Consider the following 17,545-nt stretch of genomic DNA (forward strand, 5'->3'; position numbering starts at 1 on the left):
AGATGCGAAGCGCTCCTGCTCAGGCAGGGGCGATGCTCGCTTTCTCCTGCAAATATATCGTCCTTTCCATTTCCATTCCGTGGGAAAAGACGATTGTGCGCCAGCCGATATAAAAATATGCAAAACTTGATAAACAAAACCGTTTAAAAACAAAGATATAAATCAATGATCGCGTGTGCATTTTTTCGTTGACAAAATATCGTTTAGGATGGATCATGCATTCCAAGGTCAAGCATTATATGGAATTTTTATTCTACGTTTTGCTTGCCGGCGATGTTTCCGGGAGGAGCTGGATCATCGTTGCTTGCGGGCCGGACGCCCGCTGCTGAAGCATTGACACATTGCTCATGTTCGACGCACGCGCCGCCTGTATCGCAGGTTGCGCGCAGGCAGATGCTTGCCCGCGTGTCGGAGCAATGTTGCGGCCATATGGGGAGGAATAATGGCTCTTTTAAGCGAATCAACGAAGGCGGAGGCACTGGGGCGTCCCCCGGCGACCGCGCCTTCGGCATGGCAGGCCTGGCGATATCGCGTCAAGGTCGCGCTCAGGGAGCCGACGACGCTCATCGGCGTGCTGACGGCGTTGCTTTTCACCTATCTGATCGTCGTTCCGATCATCTCGATTGTGCTCGATGCCGTCCGGGTCCAGTTCGGCCACGAACGGCGTCTCGGCAAGGATGTCGGTGACCTCACGCTTTATTATCTCGACAGGGCGTTCTTCTCGCCCGTCGCAACGGATCTTTTCTGGCATCCGCTCTTCAACACACTCACCGTTGCTTTGGGGGCGATTGCGCTTTCACTGGTTATCGGCACGGTGCTTGCCTGGCTTATCAGCCGCACGGACATGTTCGGTCGCCGCTGGTTCGCGACCGCGCTGATCGTACCCTATATGCTGCCCGCCTGGACCTTCGCTCTCGCCTGGACGACGCTGTTCAAGAACCGCACCGTCGGTGGCCAGCCGGGCTGGTTCGAGGCGATGGGCCTGACGCCGCCGGACTGGGTGGCCTATGGGCGCTTCCCGATCACCATCATCCTTGCCCTGCATTACACACCCTTCGTCATCCTGCTGTTCGGCTCGGCGCTGCGCCGTTTCGACTCTCAGCTGGAGGATTCGGCCCGCATTCTCGGCGCCCATCGGTATCAGGTGGCTTTGCAGGTCATCCTGCCGCTGATGCGCCCGGCGCTGCTCTCTTCCATGGTGCTGATCTTTGCAAAGTGCCTCGGTGAATTCGGCGTACCCTATGTTCTCGGCCTTCCCGTGAAGTTCGAGGTGCTGTCTACCTCGCTGTTCCGCAGCATTGCCTCGCGCCAGACCGGTGTTGCCGGTGTCGTTGCGGCCTCGATCATGCTCATCGGCATCATCACGCTGATGATCGACGCCCGCCTCGTTCGCGAAGCCCGGCGTTTCGTGACGATCGGCTCCAAGGGTTCCATGAACCGGCAAAGCCGTCTCGGCAGAATGCGTCTTCCGGCAACGGGCTTTGCGGCGGCTGTCTTCATTCTCAGCGTCGGCCTGCCTTTGCTTACACTCGCCCTCTCGACCGTCATGAAGATGCCGGCCAAATTCACGTTCGACAATTTCACGCTCGATTACTGGATTGGTAGCAATCTCAACACGGTGGCCTTGCAGACCGGCGTTCTTCTGAGCCCCGATCTCTGGGCGGCGGCGAAAAACACGATGATGATCGTCGGCCTTGCCTCGCTCACATCGGGTGTCCTCGGCCTGCTGGTCGGTTATGTCGTCATCCGTACGCCGGTGCGGGCGCTCTCGGTCTATCTGCGTCAGGTCACGTTCCTGCCCTATCTCGTGCCCGGCATCGCCTTTGCTGCCGCCTATCTCTCGCTGTTTGCGGTTCCGCGCGGGCCGATGCCGGCACTCTACGGCACGGTGACGATCCTTATCCTCGCACTGATTGCCGACCAGATGCCCTATGCCTCGCGTGCCGGCATTTCGGCCATGACACAGCTTGGAAAGGACCCGGAGGAGGCGGCGCAGATTGCCGGTGCCGGCTGGTTCCGCCGCATGATCTCGATCGTCATTCCGATCCAGAAGGGATCGCTGGTGACGGGGGTTCTCCTGCCCTTCATCTCGGGCATCAAGGGCCTGAGCCTGTTCGTGATCCTCGCCGTGCCGAGCACGGATGTCCTGACCACCTATTCGCTGCGACTGGTCGATTACCACTATACACAGGCCGCCAACGCCGTGGTGCTGATCATCGCCGGCATTGCCTATTTCGGTACCCTGTTGGCCCAGAAGCTGACCCGCACAAATCTTGCAGAAGGACTTGGAAGCTGATGCCTACCATCAACCTGCGCGGGGCGCAGAAGAACTACGGCGTGAATTCCGCAAATGCGGTTTCCGATCTCGATCTCGAAATCCGCGACGGCGAATTCATGTGCCTGCTCGGCCCTTCCGGCTGCGGCAAGACCACGACGCTGCGCATGATCGCGGGTCTTGAAAACCTCTCCGGCGGTGAAATCCGTGTCGGCGACAGGGTGATAGACTCTGTCAACGACGGCATCTTCGTGCCGCCGGAAAAGCGCGAAATGGGACTTGTCTTCCAGAGCTACGCGCTCTGGCCGCATCTGACCATCGAACGCAACACGGATTTCGGCCTGCGTCTGCGCAAGCTGCCGAAAGCCGAGCGGGAGGCGCGCGTCGAGCGCGTCATGCAGGCGCTCGACATCGCCAAGTATCGCGACCGTTATCCCTCGCAGCTTTCCGGCGGGCAGCAGCAGCGTGTGGCGCTTGCCCGCATGCTTGCCGTCAATCCGGGTGTGCTGCTTCTGGATGAGCCGCTGTCCAACCTCGATGCCCGGCTTCGGCTGGAAATGCGCGCCGAGCTGAAGCGGCTGCACAAGGAGTTCAAGACCACCATCGTTTTCGTGACGCATGACCAGTGGGAGGCCATGACGCTTGCCACGACCATCGCCGTCATGAACGAGGGCACGCTGCAGCAGATGGGCACGCCGAACGATATTTACGACCGCCCGGCCAACCGCTTCGTCGCCGAATTTGTCGGCAGTCCGCCGATCAATATCCTGACCTTCGGCCAGCCCGGCGTGTCCGATATCGCCGACAATGCGGAGGTCTATTTCACAACGCGTTATCCGCAACTGCGCGGCATTGCCTCGGTCGGCATGCGGCCGGAGGCGATGGGTTATGCGGCAAGGCGGGAGGATGTGCCACAGGGCAGCTTCTTTGGAGAAATGACGGTGACGGGCGTGCTTCCCACAGGTGGCAGCTGGATTCTCGAATTGAGGAGCGAGAACCACACGCTGTTCCTGACCACCCATGCCCTGCCGCGCATCGACAGCGGCGACCGCGTGTTTTTCCACGTGCCGCCGGAGGCCCTGCATGTCTTCGACGCCAAGGGGCAGCGGATCACCGAGGCGGATACGGTGCTGAGGAGCAGTTCCTACAACTGAAAACGACGAAAAAACTGACAATCGCTTGCTGAAGGAGGAGCAGTATGAAGCGGAAAATGACGGGCGGCCTTTGCCGTCTCCTATGTGCAACGGCAATTGCCGCAACGCTTGGCGGCGTGGCGAAGGCGGGGGAGCCTTTCGACCTCAATGCCCTGATCGAGGCTGCCAAAAAGGAAAAGCCGATCACCGTCTATGACAGCACGGGCAAGATCGTGGAAATGGCGAAGAATTTCGCCGCCAAATATGGCGTTGGCGCGGAGGGCGCGAAGGTAAAGGCGTCCGCTCAGCTGGAAATGGTCATTCGCGAGGCGCGGGCCAACAATATTCAGGGTGACGTTTCGATCATCAGCGATGCTCCGGCGGCGATGGCACAGCTTATTCCAATGGGCTTTGTCGAAAGCTGGCTGCCGCCGGATCTCGCCGGCAATATTCCGCCGGAATATCAGGATCCGCTTACCGTCGTCACCAGCGCCAATGTCTGGGCTTACAATACCGAGCTTTTCGACAAATGCCCGGTTTCCAACATCTGGGAACTGACCGACCCGAAGTGGAAGGGCAAGGTGGCGATGCAGGATCCGCTCGGCAAGGCCTCCTATGTCGACTGGTTCAACCAGATGGCAGCGCATGGCGATGGCGAGGTGAAGGCCGCCTATAAGGCGCTTTACGGCAAGGAGCTGGAGACCGCAGAGGCAAGTGCGACGGCGGCCTGGGTGAAGGCGCTGGCCGCCAACGCGCCGCTTCTGACCGATGCCGATGCGGCGGCGGCCGAGGCCGTTGGTACGCCCGGCCAGAAGGAGCCATTCATGGGCCTCATCAGCTCGGCGAAGTTCCGCGACAATGCCGACAAGGGTATGAAACTCGGCCTCTGCAAGGAGCTGAAGCCGTGGATCGGCTGGCTTTATCCGGGCGTCGGCCTGATCACCAAGGGCACCAATAGCCCGAATGCGGCAAAGCTCTTCATTCACTATGTCATGACCGCGGAAGGCATCGCGCCACAGGCGATCGACGGCAAGATGTCCACCAATAAAGACGTGAAACTGCCCGCCGACGAGCCTTCCGGCATTGGCGCCGTGCTTGATCGCGTTCTGCCCTACAGCATGGCCACCAGCCTTGAAGACTGGGATGCACGCGAAACCTGGCAGGACTTCTGGCGCGTGAACTACAAAAAATAACGGGGGAACGACGCAGTGACTATCATGACCAAGAACCGATATGGCGGCGGGCGGTGGCGGATGGCCGCCTCCGCACTCAGCCTCATCTTCTCGCTTTCGCTTGGCGGCGCTACCCATGCGCAGGACGCCTTCAATCTCGATGCGCTTATCGACGCTGCGAAGAAGGAGAAACCGATTACCGTCTATGCGGTGACCGGCAAGATCGTCGACACCGCGCAGGCCTTCACAGCCAAATATGGCGTGCAGGCGAGCGGCAAGAAAGTGAACGAGGCAACGCAGGTCGAGCTGATGATCCGCGAACATCACGCCGGTAATGTCGTCGGCGATGTCAGCGTCGCAACGGATGTCGCCTCCGCCATGGGGGAACTCCTGCCGGAAGGCATCGCCACCAGTTGGTCTCCGCCGGATATGGAAGGTGATATTCCGCAAAAGCTGCGCGATCCGCTGGTGGTCGTCTCGGATCCGCATGTGTGGACCTATAATACCGAGAAATACGACAAATGCCCGGTCACCAATATCTGGCAGCTGACGGAGCCGCGTTGGAAGGGCAAGCTTGCCATGCTCGATCTCTTCGACAAGCCGCTTTATGCCGACTGGTTCAACCAGATCGAAACCCATCACGATGCCGATGTCGCCAAGGCCTATGAGGACCTTTACGGCAAGAAGCTGGAAACGGCTGAAAAAAGCGCGACGGCCGCCTGGGTGAAGGCCTTTGCCGAAAACGCTCCCTTGTTGACAGATTCGAGCACGGTTGCCGATGCGGCGGGCGCTCCGGGGCAGACCGATCCCTTCTTCGTCATCACCTCGGCGGCGAAATATCGTGACAATGAGGCCAAGGGGCTGAAGCTCGGTCTTTGCAGCGGCGTAAAGCCGTTTTCCGGCTTCCTCTATCCCGGCTTCGGCCTGATTGCCGGGCAGACCAAAAGTCCGAATGCGGCAAAGCTTTTCCTGCATTACCTGATGACGCAAGAGGGCATCGCGCCGCAGACGGTGGACGGCAAGATTTCCGGCAACACGAAAATCGCCCTGCCGGCAGATGAACCCTCGAAGGTCGCCGATCATCTCGACGAGCTGATGGCTTTCGATGCTGCAACGGCGGCCGACGATCTCGACAAGCGCGAAGGCTGGCAGGATTTCTGGCGTGTGAACTACAAAAAATAACGGCAGGGCGGGCGCGAGCCTGCCTTGCCTTTTCCTTGGGAGGGGAACGATGAGAAGAAGCAGATTTTTATCGATGACGGCGATAGCGACTGTCGTTGCAGGCTTGTCCGCAATGAGTGCCACGGCCGAAGAAACCTTCGATCTCGATGCGATCTTGGCGGCAGCGAAGCAGGAAAAGCCGATCAATATCTACGACAGCACCGGCAAGATCGTGGAGATGGCCGACAAGTTCAGCGCCAAATACGGGCTGAAGGCGACAGGCGTGAAGGTGTCCGCCAACAGCCAGCTGGAAATGATCATCCGCGAAAGCCAGTCCGGCAACGTGCAGGGCGATGTGGTGCTGATTACCGATGCGCCATCGGCACTCGCGCAGCTTCTGCCGGCGGGTTTTGTCGAGAATTATCTACCGGGCGACATGGTGGCGAAGATCCCGGCGCAGTTCCAGAACCCGCTGGCAATCTCCACCAACGCCAATGTCTGGGCCTATAATACGGAAGCCTATGACAAATGCCCGGTGAGCAACATCTGGGAACTGACCGAGCCGAAATGGAAAGGCAAGGTCGCCATGGTCGATCCCTTGAGCAAGAGCACCTATACGGACTGGTTCAACCAGCTCGAAGCCCATGGCAATGAAAAGGTGGCGGCCGCCTACAAGGCGCATTTCGGCAAGGATATCGACAAGGACGCCGCGGCAGCCTGGATCAAGGCGCTGGCGCAGAACGGCCCGCTTGCCACCGATGGTGACGACCCCGTGGCGGAAGCCGTCGGTGCGCCCGGCCAGAAGCAGCCCTTCTTCGGCCTGCTCAGCTCGGCCAAGTTCCGAGATAATGCCGACAAGGGCTACAAGCTTGGCCTCTGCACCGGTCTCGATCCATGGGTTGGCTGGACCTACATCAAGCTTGGGCTGATCGCGTCGAAGACCAAAAGTCCGAACATGGCGAAGCTCTTCATCCATTACGTCCTGACGGAAGAGGGCATCGCCCCGCAGATGAAGGACGGCAAGCTGCCGACCAACATCGACATCAAGATGCCGGCTGACGAGCCTTCGGGACTGATGAAGGTTGCCGACAAGCTGATGGGTTATGATTCCGCCACTGGCCTCAACGATTTCGATCGTCGCGAGGAATGGCAGGATGTCTGGCGCGTCAATTACAGGAAATGATCCCGGCTGGCGCGGCCCCCGCCGCGCCGGTCCCTCCTTTGAGAACGAACAGACTGGATATGCCGATGCAAAGCCCTTCTTCGACCGAACATAAACCTGAAAACGAGGAGGCGCTTTCCCGCTCGGTGCGGCTGATGAAAATAGCCGAGGCGGCGGCGCGTGCCGTGCGCGATCCGCTGCTGACGGCATTCCGATCGGACATGGCCGTGGACTACAAGGTCGATCTCCACGATATCGTCACCATTCACGACAAACGCGCCGAAGCCACGATCCGCGCCGTCATTCTCGAACGGGAACCCAATTCGGCGATCATGGGCGAAGAGGGCGGGCAGAGCGGCAGCGGTGATGTGCAATGGTATGTCGATCCCATCGACGGCACGGCGAATTTCGCACGCGGCCTTGCCTTCTGGTGCGTATCGATTGCCGCCGTCATTAACGGCGAGGCCGTTGCCGGCGTGGTCTATGATCCCGTGGCGGACCAGATGTTTTCCGCCAATCTTGAGGCTTCCTATCTGGACGGAGACAAGCTGCGCTCCCGCAGTGTTGCAGACGAGACCCGGGCGACATTGATCACCGGTTATCCTGTCTCGCGAGATTTCCGGCTGGATGGGCGGGAAGCGGCGCTTGCCAATTTCGGTGCTCTTGTCGAGACCTTCTCGACATTGCGCCGGCCTGGCAGCGCCGCGCTCAGCATCGCCCATGTTGCGGCGGGCTGGACGGATGCGGCTACCGGTTTCGGCGTCAATGCCTGGGATGTGGCCGCAGCCATCCTCATTCTGAAGAATGCCGGCGGAACCTATGAGCCGCTGACGCTCGGCAAGGTGGCGGAGGGTTCTGCCGATTTTCTCTGCCCTGGTTATATCGCCACGGGCGAGGGGGCGAATTACCCGACATTGCAGCGGGTGGCGCGGTCCATATCCGAAAACCGCATCGCCAAAGCAGCGATCCGGCAAAGCCAGACAGCTGCCAACGCCTGAACAAGCAAAGACATGACGGCGGCCATATCGGCGCCGATGGAGACATGACATGCCGCAACCGAAAAAGACCCTATCCCGAGAACAGGAAACCGGCGAGTTGCCGAAGCTCAGTCGCATCTATGAGCGGCATCCGCTTTATGGCGTCGATCTCTTCATCTCGGGCAAGGAAGGCGCCAGTGATCTCAAGCTTCTGCGCGATAACGGCATCACCACTGTCGTCAATTGCGCCGTCAATCTGGATTTCAATTTCGTGGAACAGCCGCAGATCGTTTCCGATCATGAAGGCAGTGTCTATGGGCCGGGTGAAATCCGCTATTACAAGATCGGCCTGATCGACGGCGATGGAAATCCCGATACCCAGATGGTTGCGGCCCATTACATCCTGCGGGCGGCGCTGGAACAGATTCTGCCGGACAAGCCGTCTTATCCCCGGCGGGAGCGCGGCAACGTGCTGATCAATTGCCGCGGCGGCCGTTCGCGCTCCGTCGCCGTCGTTGCGCTCTTTCTGCACCTGACGCTGCCGGTGGAATTCCCGACGCTCGACGATGCCATCAGCTTCGTTCGCGTGAAGCGCGAATTGCCGGAAAACGAATGGTACAAGGCGCCGAAGCCCGTGCTTGCGGATGCCGCCCGCCGTGCCGCCGGGTGGATTACCATGATCGATGCCGCGCATTGAAGATGGCGGCGACTGCTGATTAGGTTCAGCAGGACTCATGCGTTTGGCAAAGCCGTAGTATCCGCACCCCGTCACCCCGGACTAGATCCGGGGTCCAGTGCGATCAAGTCCTTGATCGCAAAAGACTTGTTTCTCACGGCGCAGGCGCGCCGTGACTGGATGCCGGGTCAAGCCCGGCATGACGGAAGAGAGACTTTCCTCGATCTGAGTTCCGGGTTCCCCCGGCTCACGCCTCATGAAGCGCATTGTTCCACGCCCGGACTTTCTCGATGTTCCTGTCGGAACGGGAAACGATCTCGAATTCAAACCCGTCTCCGGCAACACGCTCACCGACCTCCGGAAGGCGATTGAGACGCCACAGGATGTAGCCCGCGACGGTGGAGTAGCGATCGGCATCGTCCACAAGGTCAATGTCGAGAAGGTAGGATGCCCTTCTGACATCGACGGCGCCGTCGATAAGCCAGGAACCGTCTTCGGCCTTTTCCGAAATCAGCAGTTCCTCGCCCTCGTCCGGGAATTCGCCCGCGATCGCCTCGAGAATATCCGTCGGGGTGGTGATCCCCTGAAGCGTGCCATATTCATCGATGATGACGGCCATCTGCAGCGGCGATTTACGGAGCTGTTCCATGACCTGCAAGGCGGTGGCGCTCTCGTGTACGACAAGCGGCTGCCGCAGAGAGCTTTCGAGGTTCAGTCTTCCGTCCCGCAGAAGATCGCGCAGCAGGTCCTTTGTGGCGGCGACGCCGAGGAAGGAGTCCAGTCTGCCCTGTGCAAGCATCAGACGGGAATGGTCGAGTTCGAGCAGGCGGTTTCTCAGAGTGTCGGGATCGGCATCGACATCCAGCCAGTCTATTTCCGTCCGTGGCGTCATGATCGAAACGACAGGGCGTTCGGCAAGCGTCAGCACGCCGCGGATCATGTCTTTTTCCTCGGATTTGAACAGATCGCTTCGCGCCGCCTGTTCCGCAATCACATCGGCGGTGTCGCCGAGTGGCTGTTCGCCGACCCGGCCGCCCAGAAGCCGGAGAATGGCGTCTGAGGTCCTCTCGCGCATGTCGCCGGCGGTGATGCGTTTTTCGCGGTTGCGCCTGCCGAGCTGGTTTGCCGCCTCGATCAGCACGGAAAAACCGATGGCCGCATAGAGATAACCCTTGGGCAGGTGGAAACCGAAACCTTCGACGATGAGGCTGAAGCCGATCATCAGGAGAAAACCAAGGCAGAGAATGACCACGGTCGGATGTTTCGACACGAATGTCATCAGCGGTTTCGATGCCGCCATCATCACGGCCATGGCCACGCAGACGGCGGTGATCATCACCCAGAGATTATTGACCATGCCGACGGCGGTGATGACGCTGTCCAGCGAGAAGACGGCATCAAGCACGACGATCTGCACGATGACCTGCCAGAAGACCGCATGGACCACCTTGCCCTGTTTCGGTTTGTGGTCACCCTCCAGCCGCTCGTGCAGTTCCATCGTTCCCTTGGCGAGAAGGAAAGCGCCACCGAGAATGAGGATGAGATCACGTCCGGAGAAGGAGAATTCCGCGATGGTGAAGAGCGGCCTTGTCAGCGTGACGATCCAGGAAATCGAAAACAGCAGCAGGACGCGCATGATAAGCGCCAAGGACAGGCCGATAAGCCGCGCCCTGTGGCGCTGGTGCGGAGGCAGCTTGTCGGCGAGGATCGCAATGAAGACGAGGTTGTCGATGCCGAGAACAACTTCGAGGACGATAAGGGTGACGAGGCCGATCCAGATGTTCGGATCTGCGAGGAATTCCATGGTCAGGGGCCTTTATGGGAACGGGTGCGAACGCGCAAAGCCCCGGACTGAACATCCGAGGCTGAAACCCGTTTCGTTGAGGAAAACAAGAAAGGACGAGGCTGGCTTCGCTTTACGCAAGCCAGCCTCGTTCGGTGTCGACTATCGTCGCTACTGTCGCCTTCGTCAGGCATATCGCGGAATTATCCCACTATCAGTCAATTCTTGTGCAGCCGGAACTAGCAGGTTTTCAGTGGATGGAAAAGTGTTTTTGCATGATTTAGCCGTGTGTCGGCAGGGGATGGCAATCTTTGCGTGCAAAAAAAGGTGATATCCGGTGCAAAGATGCCATGTACGGCGCTCTCTATGCGATTGCCGATCATCAAGAAAAACCAGGCGGTTACCGGGTTTTTTCGCCGATATCCGAGGTCGTCCGTCGGTCAATCGCCTTGCCGTCGAGAATATTCTTCAAAATGTCGAGGCGGTCGTTGATCAGCCATCCATAATAGTTTTCGACCGGCAGACGGTTTTTCGCGCCCGCATCCACAGCGGTGCGCAGGCGTTCGGCGCGACGCCGGGGCTGGCCGACATTGTAGAGGGTGGCGGTAATGCCCGGATTGCCGGAAATGTCGAAGCCTTTTTCCCGATAGGCGTCGATCGCGTCGCGCAAAATGGCGGCGATGTAGATGATGCTCCGGTCGGGATCCATGACGTCGCGGTAAATATCCGCCGGTTTCTCCGCAGAAAGTTTCGGCAGGCTGCTGGTCCTGTTCACCAGGTCGGTCACCTGCAGGGCCGTCAAGGGGCTGATCTGACCAAGGCCGAAAGTCTGTCCGGCATAGAAAGGCTGGAAGAAGGCCCGCTGGAACGATATTGCCTCGTAACTGACGCCGTCGACCACCTTACCCCGGAAATCTTCGTCCCAGACCGTGTCCCGGCAGCTCCATTGCTCGGACGTGGTGGCGAGCGTTTCGCAGGAGCGGAACTCCGGCCGCTCGAGAAACGACTTCAAGGAGACGCCCTGATAGCTGAATTTTATATCGAGTTCCGCATAGGAAATGGCCTTGATATAATAGGTCTGCAAGCGATCCACGGCCGAAACATTAAAGGTATGTTCGCCGACAATCGCGCCAACGATGTGGACAGGGTCGATGCCGTAGGCGATAGCAGCCTTCCTGATTTTGCCGAGAAGAGCAGGTTCGCTGTTCAGAAGATCGATCGTCTTGCGGAATTTTTCCTCATAGGTCGTGTAGAACGCTTTCGTCCTGATTGCCGACGTTCGAGGTATTTCCGGCTGCTCGACCGAACGGTTTCCGGGAGGCACGACGGTCACCTGCTGCGCCACCACATGGGAAGGAAGCAAGGCCAGTGTCAGGATGACGGCGACCGCGTGGGTGGTCTTCGCAAACAGGCTCATGCAGCATTCTCTATGGTATGAATTATCCTTGCGGTGACGGTTCCTTCATAGGCAGGCGGTCCGCACATGGCAAGTTTTCGCGGCTCACTTTCCCGTTGCTGGCCGCGCGGGGGTGCCTGATCGCCCTCGCGTCAAAGCTTGTAGTTTTGAACGGTGGCGACACCGAACGGATTGAATTTATACTCGTCTTCCTCATATCGCGTGTCATCGGACAGTTCGGTGAGACGACCCTTGAGGGTGGCTTCAACGCCGTCGCGCGTCATCTGATCGGCGATCTCGTCAATCAGCGCGGCGATCTTCAGCTGCTCGGCATTGGTTGAGGGCTGCTGCTCGTCTTTTCGGGTGAAGTGCACCCGCACGTCGGGCAATCCGACCAGATGAAATCCGACGCTCCCCATTCCATCCGCATCGCCGCCGATGGGACGGCGCGCAAAAGCCAGACGACATGTTCTCGCAAGCGCCATCAGATCATCGGAGGCCGCTTCACGGCGCGACTGCTCGAAGAGTTCCTTCCACCGCCGCGCGCCATGGGCAACGCCGGCGCTTTCACCCTTTACCGCGACTGCGCCGTGATCGAGCATGTGCTGCGCGAACATCAGCGCTTTCGCGGAGGTCGCCACGGCGGTGTTCGCATCCATGGACGGACCAAGCACATAAAGAACCGAACCGTGCCGGGCGACGGCGTCCTCATCGGCCTCCTGGTAAGCCTCCGGGTCGACACGATCCCAGCAGACATTGAAGGACCGCTCCATCCGGTCGTCCGGCTCATCCTGCGAATAGTCCTCGTCGAGACTGAAATCGGCGGCAAAGGTGTCGACGGCGGCGCGAGCGCTCTGCTGAAGTGCGGAAAGACCATTTTCCGCACCGAGAAAACAAAGGACATGGCGCGGTTTGTACTCGGAGCGGGGCTCGGCAAATGCCGGCGGCTTGCCCGCCGCCCTGCCAAGAGAAGGCCTTGTCAGCACAAGACCGCCCAGAAATGCGAGAACGCCGCGACGCCCTGAATTCATCCGATGTCACCATGGTTTCCGTTAAACAGGATAAGAATCTTTATACCGGCGCGTGTGTTTCGGGCCATATCGTTTTTCATGATTTTCGAAGATATTCCGGTGTTGGCTGGCCTCTACCGGTCAGATGTAATGAACCTGACGGTCGGCAACGGTGAGTGTGACCCGCTGGCCGGGTGGCGCATATTGGGCATCCTGCGCGCTCGGATGTTCGACCTTCAGCGCAACGCCTGAGGCATCCATCTGATAACGCACCGTCGGGCCGACAATACTGATGTCCTTCACCTCCGCGGTAAAAGATACGGTCGCCCCTTCCGCCGTGCCTCTGATCGCCAGGGCATGTGGCGGGATGACAGCGGTCCTCTCGAAGCGGCTGCCGGTGATGCGTGACATGTCATCGGCGGAAATGATGTTGGCATCGCCGATGAAGCCGGCCACGAACAGATTGGCCGGCCGGTAATAGAGCTCCTGCGGCGATGCGGTCTGCGCGATCTGGCCTGCATTCATCACCGATATGCGATCGCCGAGTGACAGTGCCTCATCCTGATCATGGGTGACGAGGATGCTGGTGAGACCGCTTTCACGCTGGATGCGTTTCAGCTCGTCGCGCAGACGCTTGCGGATTTGCGCATCGAGTGCCGACAGCGGTTCGTCCAGCAGAAGCAGCTTGGGTTCCAGCACCAGCGCGCGGGCGAGCGCCACGCGTTGTTTCTGGCCGCCGGACAATTGATGTGGCCGCCGGTCGGCGTGGTCGCTGAGAGCAACGGTTTCCAGTGCTGCGAAGACCTTGTCGTCGATTGTTCTTTTCGCCAGCCGGCGCTGTTCCAGGCCAAAGGCGAGGTTCTGTCGCACCGTCATGTTCGGAAAGAGCGCATAATGCTGAAACACCATGCCGATGCCGCGATCCTTCGGCGCCAATGTGTCGATTCGCCGGCCATCAAGCGCGATGGAACCGGACGAAGGCGAGACGAGACCGGCGATGGAGCGCAGCAAGGTCGTCTTGCCGCAACCGGATGGTCCGAGCAGCACATGCATCTCGCCCTTGTCGATGGCAAGCTCGATGCTGTCGAGAACGGTGGCATTGCCATAGGTGGCGCTGACATTGTCGATCGCAAGATAGGTCATGATGCACGCTCCGTGTCCCGGACCATCAGAAAGGCGACCAGGGTAAAGGCAAGGATGAGCAGGAAATAGAGAATGACGATGACGCTGGTGATGCGGCCGCTGAGGCTGCGCTGCGCGAACATGTACATCTGCAGGGTTTCGAAATTGCCGCCGACCAGCATCTTGGCATAGACGAATTCGCTGAACAGCGTCGCGAAATTGAGCACGATCGCAACCGCGATGGATGGCAGGATGCTGGGCAGGACGACGCGCCGCAGGATGGCAAGGTCGCTCGCGCCAACCAGCCGGCCGGCATCCAGAAGTTCGGTGATGTCGAGATTGCGTAAACCGTTCTTCACCGCGATATAAAACATCGAAAAGCAAAGGGGCACATAGGTCAGCACCAGCACCAGCGGTGAGCCGCCGATCTGCAGCGGCGGGGCGGAAAATATCCTGAGATAACCGACCACGAGAATGATGCCGGGCGCTGCGTAGGGCAATATCACCAGCCGTGCGAACCAGCGGTCGAGCGCCGGCCAGTAGATATGGGCGGAGACGACCGCGGGGACGATGATGATCGTCGCAATCGTCAGGGCGGCAGCTGCAACCAGGGTGGAACGCAGGAGGGCCGCATGGAAACGCGGGTCCGACAGGATGGTGACGAAATTGCTGGCGGTCAGACCCGCCGGCAGCAGGGTTCCGGACCAGTCGGTCGCAACCGCATTCATCATGGTCGCCAGAAGCGGCGATATCATTACCAGCGCCATGACCCACAGAAACAGGCTCGATCCTCTTGAATGGCGCTGCGTCATCGGCGCTTTTCTCCCGCCAGTATCTGGCTTGCCGTGATGGGTGCGAGGAGCGCGAGCAGCAGACATATGGCAATCGCGTTGGCGAGATTGGGGTCTGAGAAGATATCGCCCGATACCAGTTCGCTGATGCGGATGGTGACGACATTGATGCTGGTGCCGGTGAGCGCGAAGGTCGTCGCGAAGGTGCCCATGGCGTTGGCGAAGAGCAGAATGGAGATTGCCACGAGCTGCCGCGCGACGGTCGGCATGCCAATTTTCAGCCAGAACCGCAGCTTTCCGACACCGATCAGCGCCGCCGCCTCTTCGATGTCCTGACCGACGGCGGTAAGTGCCGGCGTGATCAGGAGCGTCGCCAGCGCCACCTGGAAATAACAATAGGCGATGATGAGCCCGGTAAGGGAATAGACGTTGAAATCGTTGATCAGTCCCAATTCCTTCAGGAGAAGCGTGAACATGCCGTTCAGCCCGAAGAGGAAGATGAGCGCCATGGCGAGCGGCACGCCGGCGAAGTTGGCGCCGATATTGGCAAAGGCCATGACGGTGCGGCGGGTGCCGCCCGATCTTGCTCTCAACGCCACCGCCACCAGAAAGCCGAGGACGAGGCCCGCCGCCGTGCTTGCGAGCGAAATGATCGTCGTAGTCAAGAAGGACTGCAGGTAAAAGGCGTCGGTGAGGATGGTGCGATAATTGGCGAGCGACAGCGCGCCGCCGGCGATAAAACTGTCGCTGACGACACTCGCAAGCGGCCAGACGACGAGAATGGCGAGCACCACCAGAAAGGGTGCCGCCAGTAGCCGCATCTGGCGATTTTGCGTGCTCATACAGTCAATAATCCCTGCGGCACGGACAGACCGTGGTCGGGAATGGCGAGGAGCGTGCAGATCAGCCCGGCAATCTCCGTCTGCGAGAGCGTTGCGTCCGGATCGAGCGTGAAGCCGTCGCCGAAAGTATAGAAGGGCACCAAGGCCTCGGTTTCGTGCGGTCCGCCGTGGTTGCCGTCGTCACTCATGCCGTGATCGCTGGTGATGATGATGCTGTACCCCGCCGCCTGCCAGGCCGGCAGATAACGCGCCAAAAGATCTCCGGCAGTGCGGGCGGCGTTGCGATATTCCCGCGTGCCGCCGCCGTGCCTGTGGCCTTCATTGTCGATATTCATCGGGTGGATAAGAAGGAAATCGGGGCTGTGCCGGCGCAGCAGACCATCCGCATCGGCAAAGACATGGTCATCTGGATAGTGATCGGCCCAATAAAACGAGCCGTGGCGAATGCCGCCGTCGAAATTCTCGATATGGCGGAATTCCGGAGAGAACGGCGCCTGATTGTAAAGCTCGAAATACCAGTGATAGGCGGATGCGGCGGTGGAGCGCCCGGCAGCGCTTGCCAGCGAGAAAACATTGGGAAAACGGGACCGGCGAACCACACCATTGCTTGTGACGCCATGGGCGACCGGCGGCAACCCAGTCATCAGCGTTTCGTAAAGCGGTCGGGAAATTGATGGCAATTCGCTGCGCACCGCATAGGCTGCGGCCTTTCCGGCTGCGACCAGTCCCTCCATATAGCCGAGGCAGTCACGGGCCGTCGCATATCGCAGGCCATCCAGCAGGATGAAGATCGTCTTGTGCATCGCTTTTGTCTCGTCTGGTGATTGGTCAGGGCACCGGGCATTTTAACAGTGCGTTCCGCGGGCTTGAAGCCCGCGGAATATTCTTTCGGTTGCAGTCGTTCGCGCCCGATTACATCTTCGGGGCGACGCTGGCGCGCCAGAGGTTGACCAGCTTGCCGGCGGCCTGGGTCCAGACGGCGGCATTGATCGGGCGTGCCTTGGCATATTGTTCCGATGGCAGCAGGCGTTCCTTGGCCTGCGGCGTCAGGGTGATGCGGTCGATGCGGATCGGACGGGCGTAACCAACCGCCAGATTATTCTGGCCGGCATCGCTCAGGATATATTCGCGCGCCAGCTTGGCGGCATTTGGCTGCTTGGCGAACTTGTTGATGATGGTTGCGTAACCGCTGGTCACCGAGCCGTCCGAAGGAATGACGACCTTGAACTTCTCGCGGCCGACGACGTCGCGATAGTTGAGGGCGTTGAAGTCCCACATCGGTGCGACCTGGATTTCGCCCTTTTCCATGGTAGCCGGATTTGCACCATTGGCCAGCAGACGGCCTTTTTCAGCCAGCTTGGCGAAGAGATCGACGCCCGGCTGGAGGTTTTCTTCGCCGCCGCCCATGGCGATGGCGGCCGCCAGCACGGCGGCATTATCCTGCGCGCCCGAACCGACATTGGCGAGCGAAACCTTGTAGTCGCCCTTGAGCAGATCGGCCCAGGACGCGGGCGGGTTCTTGACGTCTGCGGAGATCAGGAAGGCGATCGTGCCGGTATAACCGATGACCCAATGACCGTCCTTGTCCTTGGCCCAGTCGGGGACCTGGTCCCAGGTTGTCGTCTTGTAAGGCTGGGTAACGCCGCGGGCCACCGCGATCGGGCCGAATTCGAGGCCGACATCGCCGATATCCGCTGTTGCATTGGCGCCTTCATTGGCGAATTTTGCGATTTCCTCGCCGCTGCTCATGTCAGTATCGGCGTGTTTCAGGCCGTATTTCTCGGTCAGTTGGGTCCAGGTGTCCTTCCAGTTCGCCCAGCCATCCGGCATGCCGACGCTGTAGATGGCGCCTTCCTTGCGGGCGGCGGCTTCGAGGGCCGGAAGGTCCTGTGCCTGAGCTGAAAGGGGAAGGGTGAAAACGGTAAGAAGGGAAAGGGAGAGTATCGAATTTCTCATGGGCTTTGCTCCTTGGTCTAGACCAGTTGCATGCTCATTATCCGTTGGCTATGACAGGCCAATGACGTTTTCAGCGCAGATGTAAAAGG

At 59.6% G+C, this 17,545-nt stretch carries 15 protein-coding genes; 7 read left to right on the forward strand and 8 right to left on the reverse strand.

Going from position 1 to position 17,545, the window contains the following annotated elements:
- Nucleotides 1-442 precede the first annotated feature (442 nt).
- From G3A56_RS23665 to G3A56_RS23695, 7 genes are all read left to right on the forward strand, one after another.
- Entirely contained in the window at nucleotides 443-2,296 is a 1,854-nt protein-coding gene (locus tag G3A56_RS23665; RefSeq protein WP_082184965.1) for an ABC transporter permease, read from the forward strand.
- Entirely contained in the window at nucleotides 2,296-3,429 is a 1,134-nt protein-coding gene (locus tag G3A56_RS23670) for an ABC transporter ATP-binding protein (RefSeq protein WP_082184964.1), read from the forward strand. The genes G3A56_RS23665 and G3A56_RS23670 overlap by 1 nt, the downstream gene beginning before the upstream one ends.
- 44 nt (nucleotides 3,430-3,473) lie before the next feature.
- Nucleotides 3,474-4,601, forward strand: a complete 1,128-nt coding sequence (locus G3A56_RS23675) for an ABC transporter substrate-binding protein (protein WP_082184963.1) — start codon at nucleotides 3,474-3,476, stop codon at nucleotides 4,599-4,601.
- Nucleotides 4,602-4,625: 24 nt separating this feature from the next.
- Nucleotides 4,626-5,762, forward strand: a complete 1,137-nt coding sequence (locus tag G3A56_RS23680) for an ABC transporter substrate-binding protein (protein ID WP_175414397.1) — start codon at nucleotides 4,626-4,628, stop codon at nucleotides 5,760-5,762.
- A 73-nt stretch (nucleotides 5,763-5,835) separates the two neighbouring features.
- Nucleotides 5,836-6,924, forward strand: coding sequence for an ABC transporter substrate-binding protein (locus tag G3A56_RS23685; protein WP_082184962.1), 1,089 nt, complete (start codon nucleotides 5,836-5,838; stop codon nucleotides 6,922-6,924).
- Nucleotides 6,925-6,983: 59 nt separating this feature from the next.
- Nucleotides 6,984-7,901, forward strand: coding sequence for an inositol monophosphatase family protein (locus G3A56_RS23690; RefSeq protein ID WP_080839661.1), 918 nt, complete (start codon nucleotides 6,984-6,986; stop codon nucleotides 7,899-7,901).
- Nucleotides 7,902-7,950: 49 nt separating this feature from the next.
- Nucleotides 7,951-8,577: a dual specificity protein phosphatase family protein gene (locus G3A56_RS23695; RefSeq protein WP_082184961.1), complete on the forward strand. Its 627-nt coding sequence runs from the start codon at nucleotides 7,951-7,953 to the stop codon at nucleotides 8,575-8,577.
- Nucleotides 8,578-8,803: 226 nt separating this feature from the next.
- On the opposite strand, the gene G3A56_RS23700 is transcribed toward G3A56_RS23695, so the two are convergent.
- The 8 genes from G3A56_RS23700 to G3A56_RS23735 all read right to left on the reverse strand — a co-directional run bounded on the left by G3A56_RS23700 (nucleotide 8,804) and on the right by G3A56_RS23735 (nucleotide 17,456).
- Nucleotides 8,804-10,360: a TerC family protein gene (locus tag G3A56_RS23700; RefSeq protein ID WP_035226915.1), complete on the reverse strand. Its 1,557-nt coding sequence runs from the start codon at nucleotides 10,358-10,360 to the stop codon at nucleotides 8,804-8,806.
- A 379-nt stretch (nucleotides 10,361-10,739) separates the two neighbouring features.
- A complete protein-coding gene (locus tag G3A56_RS23705; RefSeq protein ID WP_082184960.1) occupies nucleotides 10,740-11,756 on the reverse strand; it encodes a DUF1402 family protein in 1,017 nt (338 codons plus the stop codon).
- A 131-nt stretch (nucleotides 11,757-11,887) separates the two neighbouring features.
- Nucleotides 11,888-12,766 (reverse strand): hypothetical protein, encoded by an 879-nt coding sequence (locus tag G3A56_RS23710; protein ID WP_082184959.1) that lies wholly within the window; start codon nucleotides 12,764-12,766, stop codon nucleotides 11,888-11,890.
- Nucleotides 12,767-12,886: 120 nt separating this feature from the next.
- The gene (locus tag G3A56_RS23715; RefSeq protein ID WP_082184958.1) at nucleotides 12,887-13,888 is read right to left on the reverse strand and encodes an ABC transporter ATP-binding protein; all 1,002 of its coding nucleotides are present in this window, start codon (nucleotides 13,886-13,888) and stop codon (nucleotides 12,887-12,889) included.
- Nucleotides 13,885-14,679, reverse strand: coding sequence for an ABC transporter permease (locus G3A56_RS23720; RefSeq protein ID WP_003498916.1), 795 nt, complete (start codon nucleotides 14,677-14,679; stop codon nucleotides 13,885-13,887). Before G3A56_RS23720 ends, G3A56_RS23715 begins: the two co-directional genes overlap by 4 nt.
- Nucleotides 14,676-15,500 carry an ABC transporter permease gene (locus G3A56_RS23725; protein ID WP_082184957.1) on the reverse strand — a complete coding sequence of 275 codons (825 nt, stop codon included), beginning with the start codon at nucleotides 15,498-15,500 and terminating at the stop codon, nucleotides 14,676-14,678. Before G3A56_RS23725 ends, G3A56_RS23720 begins: the two co-directional genes overlap by 4 nt.
- The gene (locus G3A56_RS23730; RefSeq protein ID WP_082184956.1) at nucleotides 15,497-16,303 is read right to left on the reverse strand and encodes an alkaline phosphatase family protein; all 807 of its coding nucleotides are present in this window, start codon (nucleotides 16,301-16,303) and stop codon (nucleotides 15,497-15,499) included. Before G3A56_RS23730 ends, G3A56_RS23725 begins: the two co-directional genes overlap by 4 nt.
- 109 nt (nucleotides 16,304-16,412) lie before the next feature.
- A complete protein-coding gene (locus tag G3A56_RS23735) occupies nucleotides 16,413-17,456 on the reverse strand; it encodes an ABC transporter substrate-binding protein (RefSeq protein ID WP_082184955.1) in 1,044 nt (347 codons plus the stop codon).
- Nucleotides 17,457-17,545 lie beyond the last annotated feature (89 nt).

It is taken from the genome of Rhizobium oryzihabitans (genome assembly GCF_010669145.1).
GTDB lineage: Bacteria > Pseudomonadota > Alphaproteobacteria > Rhizobiales > Rhizobiaceae > Agrobacterium > Agrobacterium oryzihabitans.